Raw genomic sequence first — 18,990 nt, 5'->3', positions numbered from 1 at the left:
CGGCTCAACACTACTGTGGATTTTCGAGGCTAAAAACTTGGGCCGTATCGTCGAAGGCAAATAGCTCGCCATAACGGCTCCAATTGATCACGGAATTCAAAGTGCGCTCCGCTGCCTTATCGCTCATGTGATCTTCAAGTTCCTGCCTGAAGCGGTCTGCCGGAGCCTGGTGCGTTGGTCGCTCGTCGAGCACACGTCGAATACGTGCCGCCAGCGGCAGGTAAGCGAGCAAGTGGTCTCCGAACAGGCGCTTGCGGGCATCAACGTCCCCTTCCGCAAACTTCCTCCCTGCGGGTGTTACACGGATGTCTCCGGCCTCTATCTCTGCAAAGCGTAGCAACTGCAGAGTTTCCGCCGCGGGGAAGAGTTCGTCGATTTCGAGCTGAAGATCTTCTGCGAGATGCGGCAGATCGGCGGCACCGTTGAAAGGTGGTCCAATCAGCGCTTCCAGTAACCCGGCGAGCGTGTTGGTAGAAACGCGCGGCAATATCATGCCGAGCCCAAGACCCGGAAAGTTACCCTCGCGGGTTTTGGAATCGGCACGCTGCGTCATGCGCGCATAGATCAAGTCAACGAGCTGGCGGAACTCCGGATCGAGCCGATTACGCGGGTGAAGGAGGGGAACTTTTATTTCTGCGGCAATGCGGCCAGGGTTGGAAGACAGCACGAGGATGCGATCGCACATAAGCACCGCTTCTTCGATGTTATGCGTAACCATCAATATAGACTTGATCGGCATCCGGCCTTCACACCAGAGATCCAAAAGATCCGTTCGTAGCGTCTCGGCGGTGAGCACGTCGAGTGCAGAGAATGGCTCGTCCATCAACAATAGGCTCGGATTGACGACGAGGGCGCGAGCGAACCCGACCCGCTGGCGCATACCGCCGGAGAGTTCTTTGGGATAGGCGGTTTCAAATCCGTCGAGGCCAATGAGATCGATCGCGGAGAGCGCACGCCGATGCGCCAGTTCCTCGGGAACGGACAGGGCGCGCAATCCGAACTCCACATTCTCCAGCACCGACAACCAGGGGAATAAAGCAAAGCTCTGGAATACCATCGCGATGCCCCCGACCGGTCCTTCCACGGGACGGCCCTGAAAACGAATTTCGCCCGAAGACGGCCGCATCAGACCGGACACGATCCGGAGCAGGGATGACTTTCCGCAACCCGACCGGCCAAGCAAGCCCACGATCTCACCCTCGTTCAAGGTGAGGTTCATATTATCGAGGATCGGCACGCCTTCCTCGCCCGATGCTTTGCGATAGCGCTGGCTGACGTGCCGGATCTGAAGAAGAGGATCAGACAGTGCGTCGAGCATGGTGCCACTCCATCAGTTGAGTCGCAGACGGCGCTCGGCAAATCCGAAAAGCGGTCGCCAAAAGAGCCGGTTGAATACGATGACGAATGCCGACATGACGGCGACCCCGAGCACGATCTTGGGATAGTCTCCGGCTTCGGTGGCCTTGGCGATATAAGCGCCAATCCCATGCGCCTCGATCTTGTCATTTCCCCATTTCACGTATTCCGCCACGATGCTGGCATTCCATGATCCTCCGGAAGCAGTCAGCGCGCCGGTAACGTAGTATGGAAAAATGCCCGGCAGAATGACATTGCGCCACCATTGCCACCCCTTCGCTCGGAAGATCGAAGCAGCTTCCTTGAGGTCATTGGGAAAAGCTGCTGCGCCGGCGATAACGTTGAACACAATGTACCATTGCGTACCGAATATGATCAGCACGCTGAGCCAGATATCGGGATTGAGGCTGAACTTTAGGATCGCGATAACCGCAATCGGAAAGATGACGTTGGCGGGAAACGCTGCGAGGAACTGCGCGAGGGGCTGGATCTTTTCGGCGACCCGCGGTCGGAGACCAATCCAGACGCTGATTGGGACCCAGAAAAGAGTGGCAAGAGCCAGCAGAACGACGACACGCACCATTGTTAAAGCGGCGAGGCCGATCGTTTCCAGGAAATCGCCCCATGACAGCTCGGTAGATACGAAGGCATAGATCTTCGCGACCGCCCACACTGCCACGAGACCAATGATGGCAAACCAAACCGGATCAATGATCCGTGAGAGCGACGCGGATAGATCTGCAACGGGTAGTCGCGGAGCACGCACCTTCGGGCGGAAATATGCCAACCGCAAGAACCGGTCACCGATCATTTCAGTCAGCGACCGAAACCAACGTGTTCGTTGGGCAAGCCGCAAAACCCAAGACTCTTCCTTCGTCTGAGCTGCCGAAAGTTCAACCCGAAACTTGCCGGCCCACGCAACGATTGGCCGGAATAACAATTGGTCGTACGCCAGAATGACAACGAGCATTGTGAGAACTGCAGCGCCAACCGCATCGATACGCTTCTGATCGATGGCGAGAGCCAGATAAGAGCCGATACCAGGCAGCTGGATGGTGGTATCTCCGACAGTGATTGCCTCGGACGCGACGACGAAGAACCAGCCTCCTGACATGGACATCATTGTGTTCCAGAGAAGCCCTGGCACTGCAAATGGCGTATCGAGAAACCAGAACCTCTGCCAAGCCGATAGTCGAAAGCCGCGTGTCACTTCCTCAAGGTCGCTCGGTACTGTGCGGAGCGATTGATAAAATGAGAACGCCATGTTCCAGGCTTGGCTTGTGAAGATCGCGAAGATCGCGGCGCATTCGGCGCCGAGCATGCTTCCCGGAAAGAGTCCAAGGAAAATGGTCACCGTAAAGGACAGAAAACCCAGTACGGGCACGGATTGAAGAACGTCGAGAAGGGGAATGAGCACCATCTCGGCACGGCGGCTCTTTGCGGCGAGCGTCGCATAGGTGAACGTAAAAAGAAACGATGCACCGAGGGCAAGAAACATGCGAGCCGTCGTGCGCAAGGCATAATAGGGCAAGTTCACGTAGTCGAGCGTGACCGCAGATGTGCCGGTCGGCGGCAGCGGCATCACCATCCCGCGCGACGCTTCTGCCACCGCCACGAAAACAGCGATTATCAGCGCAAAAGCAGCAAAATCCCAAATATTCGGCGCCACGCGCCGACTTATCGGCGGCAGCTCAGGCCACTTGAATGTCATAGCGAAACTGAACCTAGGCGACTACCGGCCGAGGGGATGCCACGCCGATGAAGATTGGCGCAAGAGGCCATATAGCCTAGACGCAGCACCAGCGGTCGCGGACATCATGCGGAACCCTGAGCGCTGACGAATGTACGCTTGGACAACGCTCAAGCCCCATTGTCACTAAGGCCAGGTACCAAGGCTGTTTTGGTTTCTCACCACAGGGCGTAGGGCGTGACCAAAGTCCGCTATGGGGCACTTGCGGTCGTTTTGAGATAGCAGTCGAAGTCTGCCATCCATCGCTATGCGGACATCATCGCTGTAGTGGCCGGTGTGAACGCTCGCGTTCCACCGCATGTCGGCTTTTGGGATTTTGCTGAATCGAAGCTCTCGCAGACCGGTTGGAGGTAAGGCGGAACAAGTTGTTCCACTGTATACCGCCCGCTTTGATGCCCTTCGGCGATCGCGGCAGGAAGCACATGATCGAAACCGGCGCGGCCAGCAGAACTGAACTGTCATCGTCCCGCTGGCAACGCAAAAGCGGTTCAGTCTCAGCCGACGTTATTCCAGATAGCCTCGGGTGGAATTGGTGGGACGGGGTTCACGCGCATTTGCCTAAACTTCCCTTAAGCCATGAGAAGTCGCAACGAACCGGAATTTTTGGTATCTCTAAAAGAATAACCCGTTCTACCCAATCCATCGCCTTTATGCCGGGAATTATCTTTGGATCGGCCCCAACCTAAAGCTGGTCGGTGAACCACGCTTCGTGCCGCTCCACCAGGTCGCGGATGATTTCGTCAGGGATCGCCACGCACCTGAGCAAGTCGTCGATGCGCACCAAAAGTTTGGCGAGATCTATGTTGCCAGCAAAATGCAGTCGAGCGCCTTGGCTGGCTCAGAAGGGCGGAGGCCCAAAGGTCCAGCTCGGTAACGTCGTAGAGCGACGCGTTCTAGCTCAGGCCGATACGACGAACAACGATCCGACAATCGATACGCAGTTTGCCGAAATCGTACGGCGGGGTACTGCTCGAAATCACGCGCCGCAGGCTCGATCGGTACGAAGATCGCCACGACCTGCCGTTCTTTGACAAATTGTTTGATCCCAACGCCAAGCCGAGCATGCTTTTTCGGCAGCTGCAAGATATCTACCTCGCAGAGAAGACCGAAGAGTTCGACGCCAACAATGTCAGCAAGAAGCGTCTCGATAAGATCACTGCTATCGCCGACTGCCTCTGCGAAATCATCGGCCAGTCGACTCCTGTCGAGAAGATCGATGACGAACACGTGCAGCGAGCACGAAACCTACTCGCGAAGTGTCCGACCAACAGACTTAAGATCTATCCGCAACTCAGCCTGGAGGCCGGCATCATTCAGGCGGCCAAGCAGACGCTCTCTCCGATAACGCAGTCTGTCTATCTCGATACCTTGCCTGACATATTGAAAGTGGGCGTCCGCACGAAGGACTTCGTCGCGGAGGCGGCGACGGATGACGAGAAGGTCAATCGGATACACTCGATCGTCCAGGCGATGCGGACATCCCTACAGTTCGTCGTCATCAAGCCTGAGTCCGAGGATGATCCACAAATAATCTTTGAAACGCTCAACGCCCGGGGGCTGTCCTGACGGGGCGATTTCTTCTGTATCGCGCCAGGAGCTGACAGGACCGTCGCTGCGCGTTGGGCCTGCGTTTCCGCAACGGGGCACATTTTGGGAATCATCCCGCGAGGACGGTCGTCTTCGTCTTAGGTCGATTGGTCTATTGAAACGCGAGCACTCGGCCTTCATTGAGCACTGGCGTCTGCCAAAAGTTGGACCACAGCCGCGGTCGACTGGCGCAGTTCGTACTTTTGTCGTATCGGCTGGCCCTTTGTGCCGGCGGACAGTTCAACAATCCTACCGAAAGAGACATGGGCAGTAGCAGCTTCGGCTTCCCTCACGCGGCGTTGGTCGCGGCATGGAGGCCAGCACATAGCAAGGCCGCTCGCGGTTTCGGAGAGGGTGCAAGGGGCACGGCAGAAGCCTAGCTCTGTAGCGCAGCTCATCTCTGGCCGTGTTTGACGGCAATGGAGGTGAGCGATGAACAAGATCATTTTCATCGAAAAGGGTCGGCATCTGCGGATGAGGCAAACCCTCGTCCAAGATGCATTTGAAGTCTCTCGTACCGTGCGCACGCAACTGGTGTGCAGATGGCAGGTCGACCCCTGCACGGGGCGGCTTTCTTGCGCGTGGAGCAGTCAAGACGCCGAGGAACCGGGAAGTAGGCGCTTGCGCGTAAACCACCCGGCCGCCAACGGCCCTACGGTTCTGCGTGCGGCCTGATGGAGGAGTGCCGATATGAGTGACGGCTTAAGTTGGCCCGTCGGTGCAACGACATACATGGCGACGGGCGCCGAGTTGCCGGCGTCCACGCTTTCGCGCGCCAAGCACATCAGGATCACCGTCTTACGGGTTTATCGGATTATCGCCGTGGGACTCGTGCGTGTACGTGTCATTCAATTGACGATCTTAGGTCAGGACTGACAGCTATGGAACCGAACTCGGTGGGTGCTCTCGAACCGTTCCTTCGGCTCGGCCTTGCTCTCGTCCTTGGCTCAGCCATCGGCTTTGAGCGCCAATGGCACCAGAAGATGGCTGGGCTCAGAACGAACGCGCTCGTGGCGCTCGGTGCTTCCGGCTTTGTCGTCTTTTCGGCGATGGTGGGGCAGGGAGATCCGACGCGGATCGCCGCTCAGGTGGTTTCCGGCATCGGCTTCCTCGGCGCCGGCATCATCCTGCGCGAGGGCGTCAACGTCCATGGACTGAACACCGCGGCGACTCTCTGGTGCTCCGCCATGGTCGGCACATTTGCGGGGGGCGGCTTCTGGATTCCAAGCGTGGTGGCGGCTTTCCTCGTCATCACCACAAACCTCATACTGCGACCGCTGGTTCAACGTCTCAATACGCGAGCTTTGATGTCAACCGACGTCGAAACGCATTACACGGTCGAGGTCACGTGCAAGGGTGCAGAGGAGGCACACATGCGATCACTCCTCCTGCATGCGCTTTCCCAAGCCGGGCTCGGCCTCCGGCGCATCGACAGTGAGGACATTCCCGAGACTTTGAAGGTGACCGTCACGGCGCAGGCGGTCGCCGAGAAACGCAACGATGCATCTCTTGAACAGGTCGTCGGACGGCTAAGCCTCGAGCCACACGTGACGGCGGCAAGTTGGCAAGTCGACCGCACGATTTCGGAAGAATGAAGTATTAGAGCGATACGGTCAGTGTGCGTCACGATAAAAATTAGCACGAATGAGAGTAAACTCCAGTGGCGCGCGACGTGGAACTTCGTAACGAGCCTCCAGGGCCGGACGCTGACCTCCGATCGACATGCTAACATCGAACTTTAGAACTACTGCTGCTTCGTCACGTTTTGCACTAGTCGATAGATGAGCAATGTGGGCGCGAGATTGAATGCTGACGACAAGCGGAAAAAGCGGCGTGGAGATGATCAATCAGGTGCCGGTGAAGCAATCCGGTTTGGCTGCTCTTGGTCTAGCTTCCCTTGGCGTCGTTTTCGGGGATATTGGAACGAGCCCTTTATACACCTTGAAAACTGTTGTGACGCTAGCTGGCGGCAAATCCGATCCGGAGGTAGTTCTCGGCTGCCTGTCACTCATCATCTGGACCCTCACAATCATTACGACCATCAAGTACGTGATGGTCGCGATGCAGATCGATAACGACGGCGAAGGGGGGATCTTGGCGCTGATGTCTCTGATCGGCATCAAAGGTCATAGACGGCCGATGATCATTGCTGCAGGTCTTTTCGGCGCGGCACTCATCTATGGTGACGGCGCCATCACTCCCGCAATCTCTGTCTTGTCGGCCGTTGAAGGCCTGGAGCGCGCGGCGCCGTCTGTCGCGCCTTATATTCTGCCACTCACGATTGGCTTACTCGTTGCGTTGTTTCTTATCCAGCCACTGGGGACGGCGCGAATTGGCCGTGCCTTTGGTCCGATCATGCTTTGTTGGTTCGTCGCGATCGGGGTACTCGGGCTTATAGCGATCTTCCGCCATCCTTCCGTCATCGCCGCCATCAACCCGATGTATGCGATCCATTTCCTGGCGATAAGCGGTGTCAGCGGCTTTCTGGTGCTTGGCGGAGTCTTCCTATGCGTAACAGGCGCTGAAGCACTCTATGCTGACATGGGCCATTTCGGTGCGACGCCCATTCGTCTCTCTTGGTTCGCGATCGTTTTTCCGGCCCTCTTCCTCTCCTATGCCGGACAAAGCGCCTATATTCTTGATAACGGCGCGAGCGACGACAACATCTTTTTCCGTCTCTGCCCTGATTCGATGCTTCTTCCTCTCGTCATCTTGGCGACGTTGGCAACAATCATCGCGAGCCAATCGATCATTTCCGGTGCGTTCTCGATGACGCGGCAAGCGATCCGGCTAGGCTGGATGCCGCGTATGTTCGTTACGCAAACGTCTGAGGAAGGATACGGCCAGATCTATGTCGGCGCCGTCAACTGGCTGCTTATGCTGGTAACGATCGGCCTCGTGCTCGCATTTCAAAGATCGGACAATCTGGCTTCGGCATACGGCATCGCCGTCTCTGCAACCATGCTTATGACGAGCGTCCTCCTGTTCATGGCGATGCGCGAAATTCTACACTGGAGCCTGATCAAAGCGGCAATTGTGGCCGGCGTCTTTTTGACTGTCGACGCCACGTTTTTCGCCGCCAATCTCGTCAAGATAGCTGACGGCGGATACGTTCCGCTCATTCTCGCGGCGTCCGTTTATGCCGTTATGTACATCTGGCACGTCGGGCAGACGGCCATACGCGATCGTTTGCGCGGGCGAGAAATCCCTCTGACGCCGTTTCTTGCAGGGCTGCCCGCAGCGGGCGTCTCCCGCGTTCGAGGGTCCGCGGTATTCCTAAGTCGCGTGAAAACGGAAACGCCGCCGCTCATCTCATGGTATGTCGACCATTCCCATTCATTGCAAGAACGGGTGGTCTCCCTGACGATCGAAACTCAACCGATACCCTGGGTAGACGATGCGAACCGCGCCACACTCACTCTCGAGGCTCCAAACTTCTGGCGTGTGAACGCACAGTATGGATTTCTCGAGCGACCGAATGTGGTGCGACTGCTCGATGATCTCACGAAGCGCGGTTGCGGCGTGGACCTCGCCGATGTGACATATTATGTGGCGGTCGAAACGGTTGTTTCGCGAGAGGACGGAAGCGGCCTGCCGAAATGGCTCGTCGCCATCTTCGCGCTCTTGCATCGCAATGCCATGCATCTCTCAGACGCATTCAATTTCCCGCGCGACCGCCTCATCGAGATCGGCAGGCAGGTCGCCATCTAGGACGATCATGCGCGATTACGTCTGCGTGGCCATCGCGAGCAGACAACCACCTAATGACGCAAGGGGTTAACTGGCGACATCATCGAACTTGCGCGATCAGTACCAGCTGATCGCCGTGTGAAAAAACCAGTCCCCAATTGCGTCGGCGTCGACATCCGAACGATTCCACCAACCTCCGCCCAGTGCTTGGAACAACGCGACGGTGTCCGCATACCGGTTCGCCTTTGCCAGAATTTCACTGATGATTGCCTGCTCGTAGGTGTTCTGGACGGTAAGCACTTGCAGCACGCTCACTTGCCCGAGTTCGAGCTGCTTTTGCGTTAGTTTGAGGCTCAAGTCGGCGGCCTTCGCAGAGGCTTCTGCAGCGCGTAACGCTCGCGCGTCACCTTCAAGAACTTGGAGCGCGTCAGAGACATTTTGGAACGCGGTAATGACAGTGCTGCGATATTGGGCGGCTGCTTGGTCTAAACCCGCCTCTGCGGCACGTTGCTGTTGCTCGAGCGTGAAACCGTCGAATAGCGGCTGCGTTACGCTGCCAGTGATGGTCCAGAACGTACAAGGCGCGCCGCAGAAGAAAAATTCGGCGAACGACGCTGATTGCCGGCCGATGTTTGTTCCGTTCATGCTGAATTGGGGTAGACGATTTGCAATCGCCACACCGACGTGAGCCGTCGCCACATGCCAATTCGCCTCTGCAGCGCGCACATCTGGCCGTTGCTGAACCAATGTCGACGGAAGGCTGACAGGGAGCTCAGAAGGCAGCCGAATTGAGCTAAAATCGAAACGTTCGGGCAATCCTTCACCCGAGAAGTGACCAGAGAGGGCGATGAGCAGGTCGCGTTGACGGATCAAACTGTTTTCAAGCGGAGGCAAGGTTTGTTCTGCTTGTGCTAGCGCCGCCTTTTGCGCGGCCACGTCAAGTAGCCCAACATGGCCGGCATTGAATTGGCGTTGCACGAGTTCCAAAAGGCGCCGCTCAATTGCGATGATCTTATGCGTTGCAGCGATCTGCTCGCGCAGCGACGCCTCCTGAACAGCGGCAAGCGCGATATTGGACGTTAGAGTTAGATACGTCGCTTCGAGTTGAAATCTCTGAACGTCAGATTGAGCCGTCAGCGCCTCTGCCTGACGGCGATTGCCCCCGAAGACATCGGGGGCGTAGGTGACCGTCAGCTGTGCTGTCTGGAGGGTGTAATAAGGGTTTGCGCCCGGTGTGGAGGGGATGAGTACGCTGCTGCTTACTTTCTGACGACTCGGCGTGTAGTTGCCGTCGATTGTTGGATAGAAGTAGCCCCTTTGCGCAGCAACGTTCGCATTGGCCACACGTAATCCAGCTTGTGCCGCTTCGAGGTCGCTGTTGTCTCTCAGGGCTCTCGCAATCAGCCCATCGAGTGCCGGCGAACGAAATAGTGTCCACCAATCGCCACGAATATCCATATCATGGACGAATGTTTGGCTCTCGCTTCCAGCCTTGCCTGGTGTTTTCACCGGCAGAGGCGTCACGGAAGCGGTCGGAGGTGCTCCTGGCGGTTCAAAATTGGGCCCTACCGCACATCCCGAGAAACTCAATAGAAGAATGGGAAACGCGAAGGGCACTAATGCTCGAACAGCGAGCAACCGATGCATGAGACCGCGGCGATCTTGAAAAGCTTGCACGGCGCAGCGCTTCCTTGTTTGCCGTGCGGCCACTCGGCGAAACGATCAATGCGGAGTTGGGACAGATTCGGCGTCGGTCGGCAACGCAGGTGGCGCCAAAACGCTGCTGATGCGGAATTATGGACACATGCATGGTGGATTCTTCTTGTACGGATCGATGCCGCACCTTTGCCGGAGAATCGTGCGTAAAGTGCGTGCAAATAGCCTTCGAGGCACGGCCATGCAGCGTCAATTCATCTGCCTGATTGCTGCGGTCTTCGCCACGACGGCAATCGCCTTCGCGAACGGCGAGCGCCAACTTCAGCTTGGTATGACGCCGCGAGAAGTTGAGCAAACAATCGGACTACCCGACGTCGTACGGTTGGAGCGCAACGGTGTTCGGTGCTTTGGCTACGAGCCTCATCCACAGCGCTTACCTAATGTCATACTCGTGCGCGAAGCGCTCGTAATCGCTTTTCGCGCTAATCGCCTCGTCGAGCAAATTGACGTCCATCCCTATGAGATCGACCTTCAATGTTCGCAGATTGCGGGCAAGTGGGACCCGCCGCCCTCCGGCCCCATAACTTGTTTCCGAAAATTTTGGATCGCGTGCCCTTGATCGAAGCATATCCGCGCACGCGTACGCCACGTCATGGGACCGTAGAGGTCCACGCAAGCCGATAGTTAAAAATCACTTTCTATTTGCTGATGCGGCAGATCGCGACGCTGCGATTTGTTACAGTTGACGGAGCGTTCAGGCTGATCGTTTAGATTTTTTGTGAACGTGCGCACTGTCGGCCTGGCGACCAATTATGCCATTAACAACGCAACAAATCGTGAGAATTCGCGCTGCGCTGGCGCTAGCGTTGATCACTGTTGTGACGTTTGCGTATTGGGGTTGGCCGGAACGGCTCGGCGTTGGAGCCAAGGCTGACGAGCATGTTGCCTCGCCGAAAAGCGAAGCTAACACCCTGTCACTTACCGCCTCGCAATTGGCGGCCATAAAAGTCGGAGTGATTGAAGCGCGAGCCTTTCCTCAAGAAAAAGATGTCATCGGCAGTATCGACTTTAACGAGGAATTGTCCGTTCAAGTCTTCACGCCATACCCGGGTCGAATCGTCGATCTATTCGCCAAATTGGGCGACAATGTTAAAAAAGGTCAGACGCTATTTACGATCGACAGCCCGGATTTGCTCGCGGCTGAATCGACTCTGATTTCAGCTGCAGGCTTGCTTGATCTCGCAAATCGCAATCTAGCGCGCCTTCGAGATCTTTATAAATCTCATGCCATTGCCCAAAGGGACCTAGAGCAGTCCGTTTCCGACCAGCAGGCTGCAGAAGGAGCATTGCGCGCCGCGCGCAATAACGTCCGGCTGTTTGGCAAGAGGGACGTTGAGATCGATCACACTATTGCGGCGCGCTCTCCGGATCCGATCCTCGTCGTGCCTTGTCCGATAAGTGGCCAAATCACGTCGCGGAACGCGGCTCCTGGACTCTTCGTGCAACCGGGAACTGCGCCCGCGCCATATTCTGTCGCGAACATCGATACTATGTGGATGTTGGCCAATGTTTCAGAGTCGGACATTCCCGCCCTCCGCGTCGGGCAAGCCGTTACCGCAAAAATCGATGCTTTTCCCAATCGGACGTTCGAAAGCAAGATCACTGCCATAAGCCCCATAGTCGATCCCAACACGCGCCGTGTCGTCGTCCGTTCCGAGATCGATAACCCGACGCATGAACTGCGATCCGGCATGTTTGCAAACTACGTTGTTCAAATTGACCACCCAGTTCGTTCTCTCGCAATGCCGCTCGACGGTGTGGTTCGAGAAGGCGATGGCACGACGAGCATCTGGGTTACTTCCGATCGCCAACGTTTTACGAAGCGTACGGTCCAAGTCGGGCTCCAGAACGAAGGCTATTGGCAGATTCTATCGGGCGTCAGCGCCGGTGAGCTCGTTGTAACCAAAGGTGCGGTCTTTTTGAGCAACATGTTGACCGTCGGGCATGTACCCTGACCGTGTCGCGCCTCAAAAAGACTTAGAAAGGGCAAGACGTGATTAGAAGCATTCTTGCCTTCTCACTTCTTCGTCGGCCCATAGTCCTCTTGGGATTGTTCGTCTTCCTTGCCGCAGGCATTGCCGCGTTTTCGAAGCTCAATATAGAGGCGTATCCCAATCCAGCCCCCGTCATTCTCGAGATTACAGCGCAGGCGCCAGGGCTTTCGGCCGAAGAGATGGAGCGCTATTACACGATACCAATCGAAGTCGGACTTTATTCCACGCCTGGAATCGTCAACGTCCGATCGACCTCATTCTACGGACTATCGTTCGTTCGAGTCACATTCGCGTGGGGGGTCGATTATTACACAGCCTACACGCGGGCCGCTCTCAATCTTCAGCAGAACGTCAGCCTGCCAAATAATGTCGTGCCGACAATTCAGGGATCCAGCTTGGTTGGCGAAGTTTACCGTTACCAGGTCGTCGGCCCTCCGCAATTTGGCCTGACCAACCTTCGCACCGTCCAAGACTGGATCGTGAGCCGCCGGCTCTTCACCGTCCCGGGTGTCGTTGCTATCAACTCCTGGGGCGGCACGACGAAGCAATTCGAAGTTGAGGTCAGCCTCCATAAGCTTGACGCCTACAATGTAACGATCCCGCAAATCATAACTGCTCTTGGAAACTCAAATATCAATGTAGGAGGGCGCGAAATCACGGTAGGCCAGCAGTCCGTCAACATCCGCGGCATAGGATTGTTCGACAGCGGCGGCGAAACTGATCTGACCCAAGGCAATAGAGTCAAAGATATCGAGAATGTGGTCTTATCACAGACCAACGGCGTTCCAGTTCAATTGAAGGATGTCGCCAAAGTTTCGATAGGTTATCGGCCGCGGCTCGGTATCGCGGGCCGCGATCATGACGATGACACGGCTTTGGCAATCGTGGTCATGGGGCGCACCTATCACACCAACGAAGTTGTGCCCCTCATCAAGGCCGAAGTTGAAAAACTCAATACGGATGGAAGCCTCCCGGCCGGCGTCAAGCTTGTTCCGTATTACGATCGCACTGCGCTCGTGGATGTCACGACGCGTACCGTGCTGAAGAATCTCGTCTTCGGATGCCTTCTGGTTTTTCTAATTCAGTGGATATTTATCGGCGATTTCCGGAGCGCAATTGTCGTCGGAACGAATATTCCCTTTGCACTGTTTTTCAGCGTCATCATGCTCTACCTCACCGGAGAGGACGCAAATCTGCTATCCATCGGGGCTGTCGATTTTGGCATCATCGTCGATTCAGCTGTGATTCTTGTCGAGAACGTCTTTCGCAATCTTCAAAGCAGCGCCGAGACGCGTCAACAGATCCTCACTCAGCTCGCTGAAGGACGTTTCGGCGCGGATCCTACGCGGCCGGTTCAAGGTGCTGGTGTTTGGACTGATCGGCTGCGGATTATCCTCGCCAGCGCGCTGCAAGTCGGAGAGCCCGTCTTCTTCTCTGCGGCAATTACGGTCGCCGCGTTCGTTCCTCTGTTCACGATGCAAGGCGTCGAGGGCCAGATCTTCGGGCCAATGGCCAGAACTTACGGCTACGCACTTATCGGTGCCTTGATAGCGACGTTCACAATTACGCCAGTGCTCATATCGTATTTGGTGCCTCATAACGTTCGTGGCGTCGAGACTTTAACCGTTCGCGTTCTTCGCCGCGTGTATTCTCCGCTGTTGCGATGGTCGCTCTTCCATCGCCGGACGATGGTTCTAATCGCACTATCGTTTCTCGCGCTGAGTGTTTTCGTTGCGACGCGGCTTGGCAGCGAATTCTTGCCCCATCTTGAAGAGGGTAACCTCTGGATCCGCGCTTCGATGCCACCCACGATCGCGCTCGAAGAGGGAGAGCCGATGGTGCATAAGATGCGCGAAATATTGCTTCGCCATCCTGAAGTCATCACGGTCGTTTCGCAGCACGGCCGTCCAGATGATGGAAGCGATGCCTCTTCGTTCTCCAACGTCGAGATTTTCGCGCCACTAAAGCCATTTAATGAGTGGCCGTCTGGCCTGACGAAGGATTCGCTCGTTGATCAGCTGCAGCAGGAATTCAACGCTGCGTTGCCCGGAGTGACGTTCAATTTTTCGCAGTATATCCAGGACAACATTGAAGAAGCGCTGTCAGGTGTGAAGGGCGAGAATTCCGTCAAAATCATTGGCCGCGATCAGAAAATTCTGGAGACGCTCGCGAAACAAGTGCAGCACGAGTTGGCGCAAGTGAAGGGTATCGATGACTTGGCGGTCTTCTGGGTGCTTGGCCAACCAAACCTCAACATAAGGATCGATCGAGAACGCGCTGCGCGCTACGGCTTGAACGCTGGTGACGTCAATACTGTCGTTCAAGCGGCGTTGGGCGGAACACAAGCGACCACCCTTCTCGAGGCCGACCGCCAATTCGGAGTCGTTGTCCGGCTGGCCCCGGAGGATCGCAGCAGCCTAGAATCGGTCGGGAAGATCAAAGTCGGTTACACCACCCCAGCCGGCACAAATGCCTACATTCCGCTAAGCCAGCTTGCGGATATCAAGATCGAGAATGGTCCCTCATTTATTTATCGTGAGGCGACGCAACGATACATACCCGTAAAATTCAGTATTCGCGGAAGAGATCTCGGCAGCACAGTCGCAGAGGCGAAGCAACGGATCGCCGCGAACGTCAAGCTTCCTCAAGGTTATCGCATTCTTTGGGCGGGCGAGTTCGAAGAACTCGAAACGGCACAGCAACGTCTCGCCATCATCGTTCCGATTAGTGTGTTGTTGATTTTTTTTCTCCTGTACGGCCTGTTCAACTCGCTTCGAGATAGCCTCCTCGTCCTCGCGGGTATCCCCTTTGCGGTCTGCGGCGGTATTCTGGCGCTCTACTTTAGCGGCTTGGATTTCAGCATTTCAGCGGCCGTCGGTTTTGTATCGCTGTTCGGCGTCTCGGTGATGAACGGGATATTGATTATGACTTATTATAACGAGGTGAAGGCCGCCGGTTTGAGCACAATCGATGCGATGTATCGCGCGGGAGAGCAACGTATGCGGCCGATGTTGATGACGGCTCTTTCCGCATGCATCGGGCTTCTTCCTGCGGCAATCTCCACAGGGATCGGAAGCCAAGTGCAGCGACCTCTCGCAACAGTGGTTGTTGGCGGGATGTTCATAGGGCCGGTCATCTTACTTATCGTCGTGCCTGCCTTGCTTACATATTTCCTTGAAGGTCGACCTGCGGCTCCTGCATCCGGCGAAGGACCAGCGTAGACACTGAATTTCGCAACGACTAGTATTCTACACGCGACTCGGCGGGCGCTGATCATTCGTGCGTCTTCGATTCTCTGCTTCTGCTCCGTCAAAGAATTCCGCTATCGGACTTACTCGGCTTCGATCGATGTCGTCCCGGATTGAAGGGAGTGTGGGAGAATTTTCCTAATTGCTTTCGACGTGCATTAGTCCGTTTGCATTAAGCGAATTGGCCGAACTGCAAAACGGAGCCAGCCACGTCTGTTTGCAGGTCTGGCGACGAGTCGAGCGATGAGTCTCAGGGGGATTTATCGTGCGCATGATGGGTCGAGAGTCCTGGTGGAAGCTCCTTCGATTTTGGAGCGGTATTGCCGGAACCACTTCCGGCAACGCTGCAGTGTTGATTGTAGCCGCGGGTTTGACAGCGGCGGATGCCAGGGCGGACCCTGTAGATCCAACAGCGCCAAATTGGAACGGCTACTACGTCGGCGGCTACATCGGGCAGGCATGGGGCCGTACCGACTGGAGCGCGTCGGAAGGTTCCGCCAGCGTGGCCAATGGTTCCTTCGGACTCTACAATGCTTTTGACGCATTCAATGAGACAGGAAGTTGGTTCGAAGGGATTGAGGTCGGCCACAATCATATGCTTGGCCGCCAAACAATGCTCGGCGTTGAAGCCGATATGATGGCTCCGGCCTATCCCAATTCCAATGGAATTTCGATCGGCGGAAGCTCTGCGTTCTCCCCCTCTGGATCGGGCAACGCGACGTACAGCGAGAGCACGCTGTGGGCGGGAAGCCTTCGCGGACGTGTCGGTTACGCCCTATCCAATTGGCTGCTCTACGGCACCGGCGGATTTGCTTGGACCTATAACCAGACAACACTTTCTACGGACACGGGCGATAGTGAAAGGCGCGCTGTGTGGCGTCCTGGATGGACGGTGGGCGGCGGCGTCGAGGTGCCACTCATTCCTTCTTGGACGGGCAAAGTTGAATACCTCTTTACTGACTTCAGCGGATCGAGCGCCAACTTCTCTTCTGTCGGAGAGCGGTTTGACGCGAGTTCGACTGTTCAGCAGGTTCGCCTAGGTTTGAACTATCAGTTCGGCGATTATCCGGAAACGTCGAAGGAACATTTGCCGGCTCAACCAATCTTCGGCGCAGACTGGTTTGCGATCCACGGTCAGACGACGTATGTCGAGCAAGCGCATCCCGGTTTCCATTCGCTCTTTGTGGGACCCAACAGTATGCCCGGCGCGCCGGATGCCGAGGAAACCTGGGACCTCACGCTTTTTGTTGGCGCGCGATTGTGGCATGGCGCGGAGCTTTGGTTCAATCCAGAGATTGATCAAGGTTTCGGGTTCGCCAACACGCATGGCGCCGCTGGTTTCCCGAGTGCGGAGGCCTACAAGCTGGGTTTTGACCAACCCTATGCTCGAATACAACGTCTCTTCCTTCGTCAAACCATAGACCTTGGAGGCGAATCTCAGAAAATTGACGCCGACACAAATCAGTTTTCAGCCACGCAGACGGCCGACCGGCTCGTGCTCACATTCGGACGATTTTCGGTTGCCGATCTCTTCGATACGAATAGCTATGCGAACAGTCCCAAGACCGATTTCCTGAACTGGTCGCTCATCAACGCTGGCACGTTTGACTATGCTGGTGATGGCTGGGGCTATACCTACGGCGCCGCTGCCGAATGGTATTGGGATCGTTGGACGTTACGCGGCGGGATCTTCGATCTTTCGGTCACTCCGGCCGGTGGAACCAGCCCATTTGGTGGCGATCTCGATCCGAATTTTAGTCAGCTGCAATATGTGGCCGAGCTCGAGGAGCGTCACAAGCTGTGGGACCAGCCAGGAAAACTGAAGATCACGGGATTCGTAAGTAACGGCCGAGCCGGACGCTTCGCCGACGCCATTGCTCTATCCGAGGCGACAGGACAGCCCGCCGACATCAACGCGGTTCGCGACGGCGATACAGCCCGCCCCGGGATCAGTGTCAACCTGGAGCAACAGATCAATGATTCGGTTGGTGCGTTTGCGCGTGCCGGCTGGGCCGATGGAAATATCGAGCCCTGGGATTTCACCGATATAGACAGAACCCTATCTGGCGGTGTCCAAGTGATCGGCAAACAGTGGGGCAGGCCGGATGATAAATTTGGTTTGGGCGGCGCCATCAACGACATCTCTGGAGTGCACAAGGCATTCCTGAACGCAGGCGGCCTAGGCATTCTCGTTGGAGATGGCCAGCTGCCGCATCCTGCGCTGGAGAAGATTCTCGAGACCTATTATAGCTACGCGCTTTGTGGGTCCACAAAGCTGACAGCTGACTATCAGTTCATTTCAGATCCGGCATACAATAGCGATCGGGGCCCGATTTCCGTATTTTCCGGAAGACTACACTCTCAGTTTTGAGCCAACTGCTGCGGAACGTATCGATCGCTGTCCGGCCGTATCTGCACCATCCACCGTAACATAAGAAACTAGCGAATTATCGCTTTCTAAAAACCGCGGTGCCGTTGATGACAGGAGGCCCTACGCGCGGTCCTCCAATTCGGATCCGTTGACTGCCTGGAGGTCGAACCTGCGTATTTACCCCGGCAGCTCCGAAGTTGCGCGGAGGCGCCGGCGGATGTGCTTGCGCGGCAGTCGCAGGAGGGAATGTTCCTCCTCGAACTGGCTTGGAGCCCGCTGCGCCTGCCGACGGCACAAAGTTTAAGACCAGCATGATGGCGAAGATGGCGCACGCGGGCCCGCGCGAATGCAATTCGGAATTTCTTACGATCGGATTTTTCGAACTAGACATAACGAACGGAGCCGCAACGACCAAAAACGGAGAATAAATAGCATGCCGCCAACACGGAATAGGCCGAGCACTATCAGCATAGTCCACTGGGATTAGCTGCAGCCGACAATGAAGGCGTGGTAGAATACATTGCGCGCGTTCTGCCTCTTTCGGCCCTTAATAGACGCGTTTCTGCGCATTTAGCATGCGCTTCCGTGGAAAAGGAGAGTGCGGATGAGAATGCATTTATCCAAAAAAACAAAAATATTCCGATCAAATAATCACGGATTAATGGAGAATTTCAGTGAGGATAATAACCCATAAAACGATCTTGGCCTTCCCAGCCTTTCTTCTCATCGCCGCAGCTGCTGATGTTTCGGCAGCTTATGCCGAGGGCGGCTATTGGACCTGCAGTGCTTACGGTTACAGCATGCCGCGGACAAAATGGCATTCGGTCAGTGGTGCCCCTGCAGGGTCGGAGGCTGCGGCCTCGCGAAACGCAGCCGAAAAATGTTACAGGCAAGGCTTAAATGTTTGTGAGCCGACGGGTTGCACAAATCATGCTTACTAGCTAGCGCCGGACGCTAGAATTCGCGGAATCATTTGAACTCCGAATATCGCCCCACGCTCGGATGTTTGGTCTGAGCGATGTCAATCGACGAAGAACTGCAGAAGAGCCTTGAGTGTCGCCTGAGGTGGCTCCTCGGGAAGAAAAGTGTCCGCAATCGAGAGCGTCGCCCTGGAGGAGGCCGCGAGTCTTCTCCCGCCAGCATGCGAGTACGCCGAATTGGCGCCCCACTGTTCCGCGGCTTCCCCACGACACGAGCATGGGCGCCGCGATCCGATGCGACGCGACATCGTCTGAGCGGTCGTGCTCCAGATCGATGGTCGCCGCCGCGCGATAGTCC

General features: G+C 56.2%; 10 protein-coding genes. 7 read left to right on the top strand and 3 right to left on the bottom strand.

The features are described 5' to 3' along the window. Positions 1-10: 10 nt before the first annotated feature. Positions 11-1,318 (bottom strand): AAA-associated domain-containing protein, encoded by a 1,308-nt coding sequence (locus AACL53_RS19620; protein ID WP_339086260.1) that lies wholly within the window; start codon positions 1,316-1,318, stop codon positions 11-13. Positions 1,319-1,330: 12 nt separating this feature from the next. Next, positions 1,331-3,067: an ABC transporter permease subunit gene (locus AACL53_RS19615; protein ID WP_339086259.1), complete on the bottom strand. Its 1,737-nt coding sequence runs from the start codon at positions 3,065-3,067 to the stop codon at positions 1,331-1,333. 981 nt (positions 3,068-4,048) lie between these two features. Between AACL53_RS19615 and AACL53_RS19610 the strand changes: the two genes are divergently transcribed. From AACL53_RS19610 to AACL53_RS19595, 4 genes are all read left to right on the top strand, one after another. Then, on the top strand, positions 4,049-4,672 hold the full coding sequence (locus AACL53_RS19610) for a hypothetical protein (protein ID WP_339086258.1): 624 nt from the start codon (positions 4,049-4,051) through the stop codon (positions 4,670-4,672). A gap of 711 nt (positions 4,673-5,383) precedes the next feature. Beyond that, the gene (locus AACL53_RS19605; RefSeq protein WP_339086257.1) at positions 5,384-5,569 is read left to right on the top strand and encodes a hypothetical protein; all 186 of its coding nucleotides are present in this window, start codon (positions 5,384-5,386) and stop codon (positions 5,567-5,569) included. Positions 5,570-5,574: 5 nt separating this feature from the next. Next, positions 5,575-6,288 carry an MgtC/SapB family protein gene (locus tag AACL53_RS19600; protein ID WP_339086256.1) on the top strand — a complete coding sequence of 238 codons (714 nt, stop codon included), beginning with the start codon at positions 5,575-5,577 and terminating at the stop codon, positions 6,286-6,288. Between the two features lie 211 nt (positions 6,289-6,499). Then, on the top strand, positions 6,500-8,404 hold the full coding sequence (locus tag AACL53_RS19595) for a potassium transporter Kup (protein ID WP_339086255.1): 1,905 nt from the start codon (positions 6,500-6,502) through the stop codon (positions 8,402-8,404). A gap of 96 nt (positions 8,405-8,500) precedes the next feature. On the opposite strand, the gene AACL53_RS19590 is transcribed toward AACL53_RS19595, so the two are convergent. Continuing rightward, a complete protein-coding gene (locus tag AACL53_RS19590) occupies positions 8,501-10,030 on the bottom strand; it encodes an efflux transporter outer membrane subunit (RefSeq protein WP_339086990.1) in 1,530 nt (509 codons plus the stop codon). Between the two features lie 845 nt (positions 10,031-10,875). Between AACL53_RS19590 and AACL53_RS19585 the strand changes: the two genes are divergently transcribed. The 3 genes from AACL53_RS19585 (at position 10,876) to AACL53_RS19575 (ending at position 17,712) form a co-directional block, all read left to right on the top strand. Beyond that, positions 10,876-12,054 carry an efflux RND transporter periplasmic adaptor subunit gene (locus AACL53_RS19585; protein WP_339086254.1) on the top strand — a complete coding sequence of 393 codons (1,179 nt, stop codon included), beginning with the start codon at positions 10,876-10,878 and terminating at the stop codon, positions 12,052-12,054. 38 nt (positions 12,055-12,092) lie between these two features. Next, positions 12,093-15,314 (top strand): efflux RND transporter permease subunit, encoded by a 3,222-nt coding sequence (locus AACL53_RS19580; RefSeq protein ID WP_339086251.1) that lies wholly within the window; start codon positions 12,093-12,095, stop codon positions 15,312-15,314. A gap of 298 nt (positions 15,315-15,612) precedes the next feature. Then, complete coding sequence (locus AACL53_RS19575) at positions 15,613-17,712, top strand: carbohydrate porin (protein WP_339086989.1); 2,100 nt, start codon at positions 15,613-15,615, stop codon at positions 17,710-17,712. Positions 17,713-18,990: the final 1,278 nt, after the last annotated feature.

The sequence above is a fragment of the Hyphomicrobium sp. ghe19 genome (assembly GCF_902712875.1).
In the GTDB taxonomy this organism is placed as follows: Bacteria; Pseudomonadota; Alphaproteobacteria; order Rhizobiales; family Hyphomicrobiaceae; genus Hyphomicrobium_B.
This window is presented reverse-complemented; position numbering and strand designations above follow the sequence as displayed.

Bases quoted from the DNA above. Each gene is read 5' to 3' on its own strand.
- AACL53_RS19595 (WP_339086255.1), top strand. From the start codon at position 6,500: ATGCTGACGACAAGCGGAAAAAGCGGCGTGGAGATGATCAATCAGGTG.
- AACL53_RS19590 (WP_339086990.1), bottom strand. From the start codon at position 10,030: ATGCATCGGTTGCTCGCTGTTCGAGCATTAGTGCCCTTCGCGTTTCCC.
- AACL53_RS19575 (WP_339086989.1), top strand. From the start codon at position 15,613: ATGATGGGTCGAGAGTCCTGGTGGAAGCTCCTTCGATTTTGGAGCGGT.
- AACL53_RS19615 (WP_339086259.1), bottom strand. From the start codon at position 3,067: ATGACATTCAAGTGGCCTGAGCTGCCGCCGATAAGTCGGCGCGTGGCG.
- AACL53_RS19600 (WP_339086256.1), top strand. From the start codon at position 5,575: ATGGAACCGAACTCGGTGGGTGCTCTCGAACCGTTCCTTCGGCTCGGC.
- AACL53_RS19605 (WP_339086257.1), top strand. From the start codon at position 5,384: ATGAGTGACGGCTTAAGTTGGCCCGTCGGTGCAACGACATACATGGCG.
- AACL53_RS19620 (WP_339086260.1), bottom strand. From the start codon at position 1,318: ATGCTCGACGCACTGTCTGATCCTCTTCTTCAGATCCGGCACGTCAGC.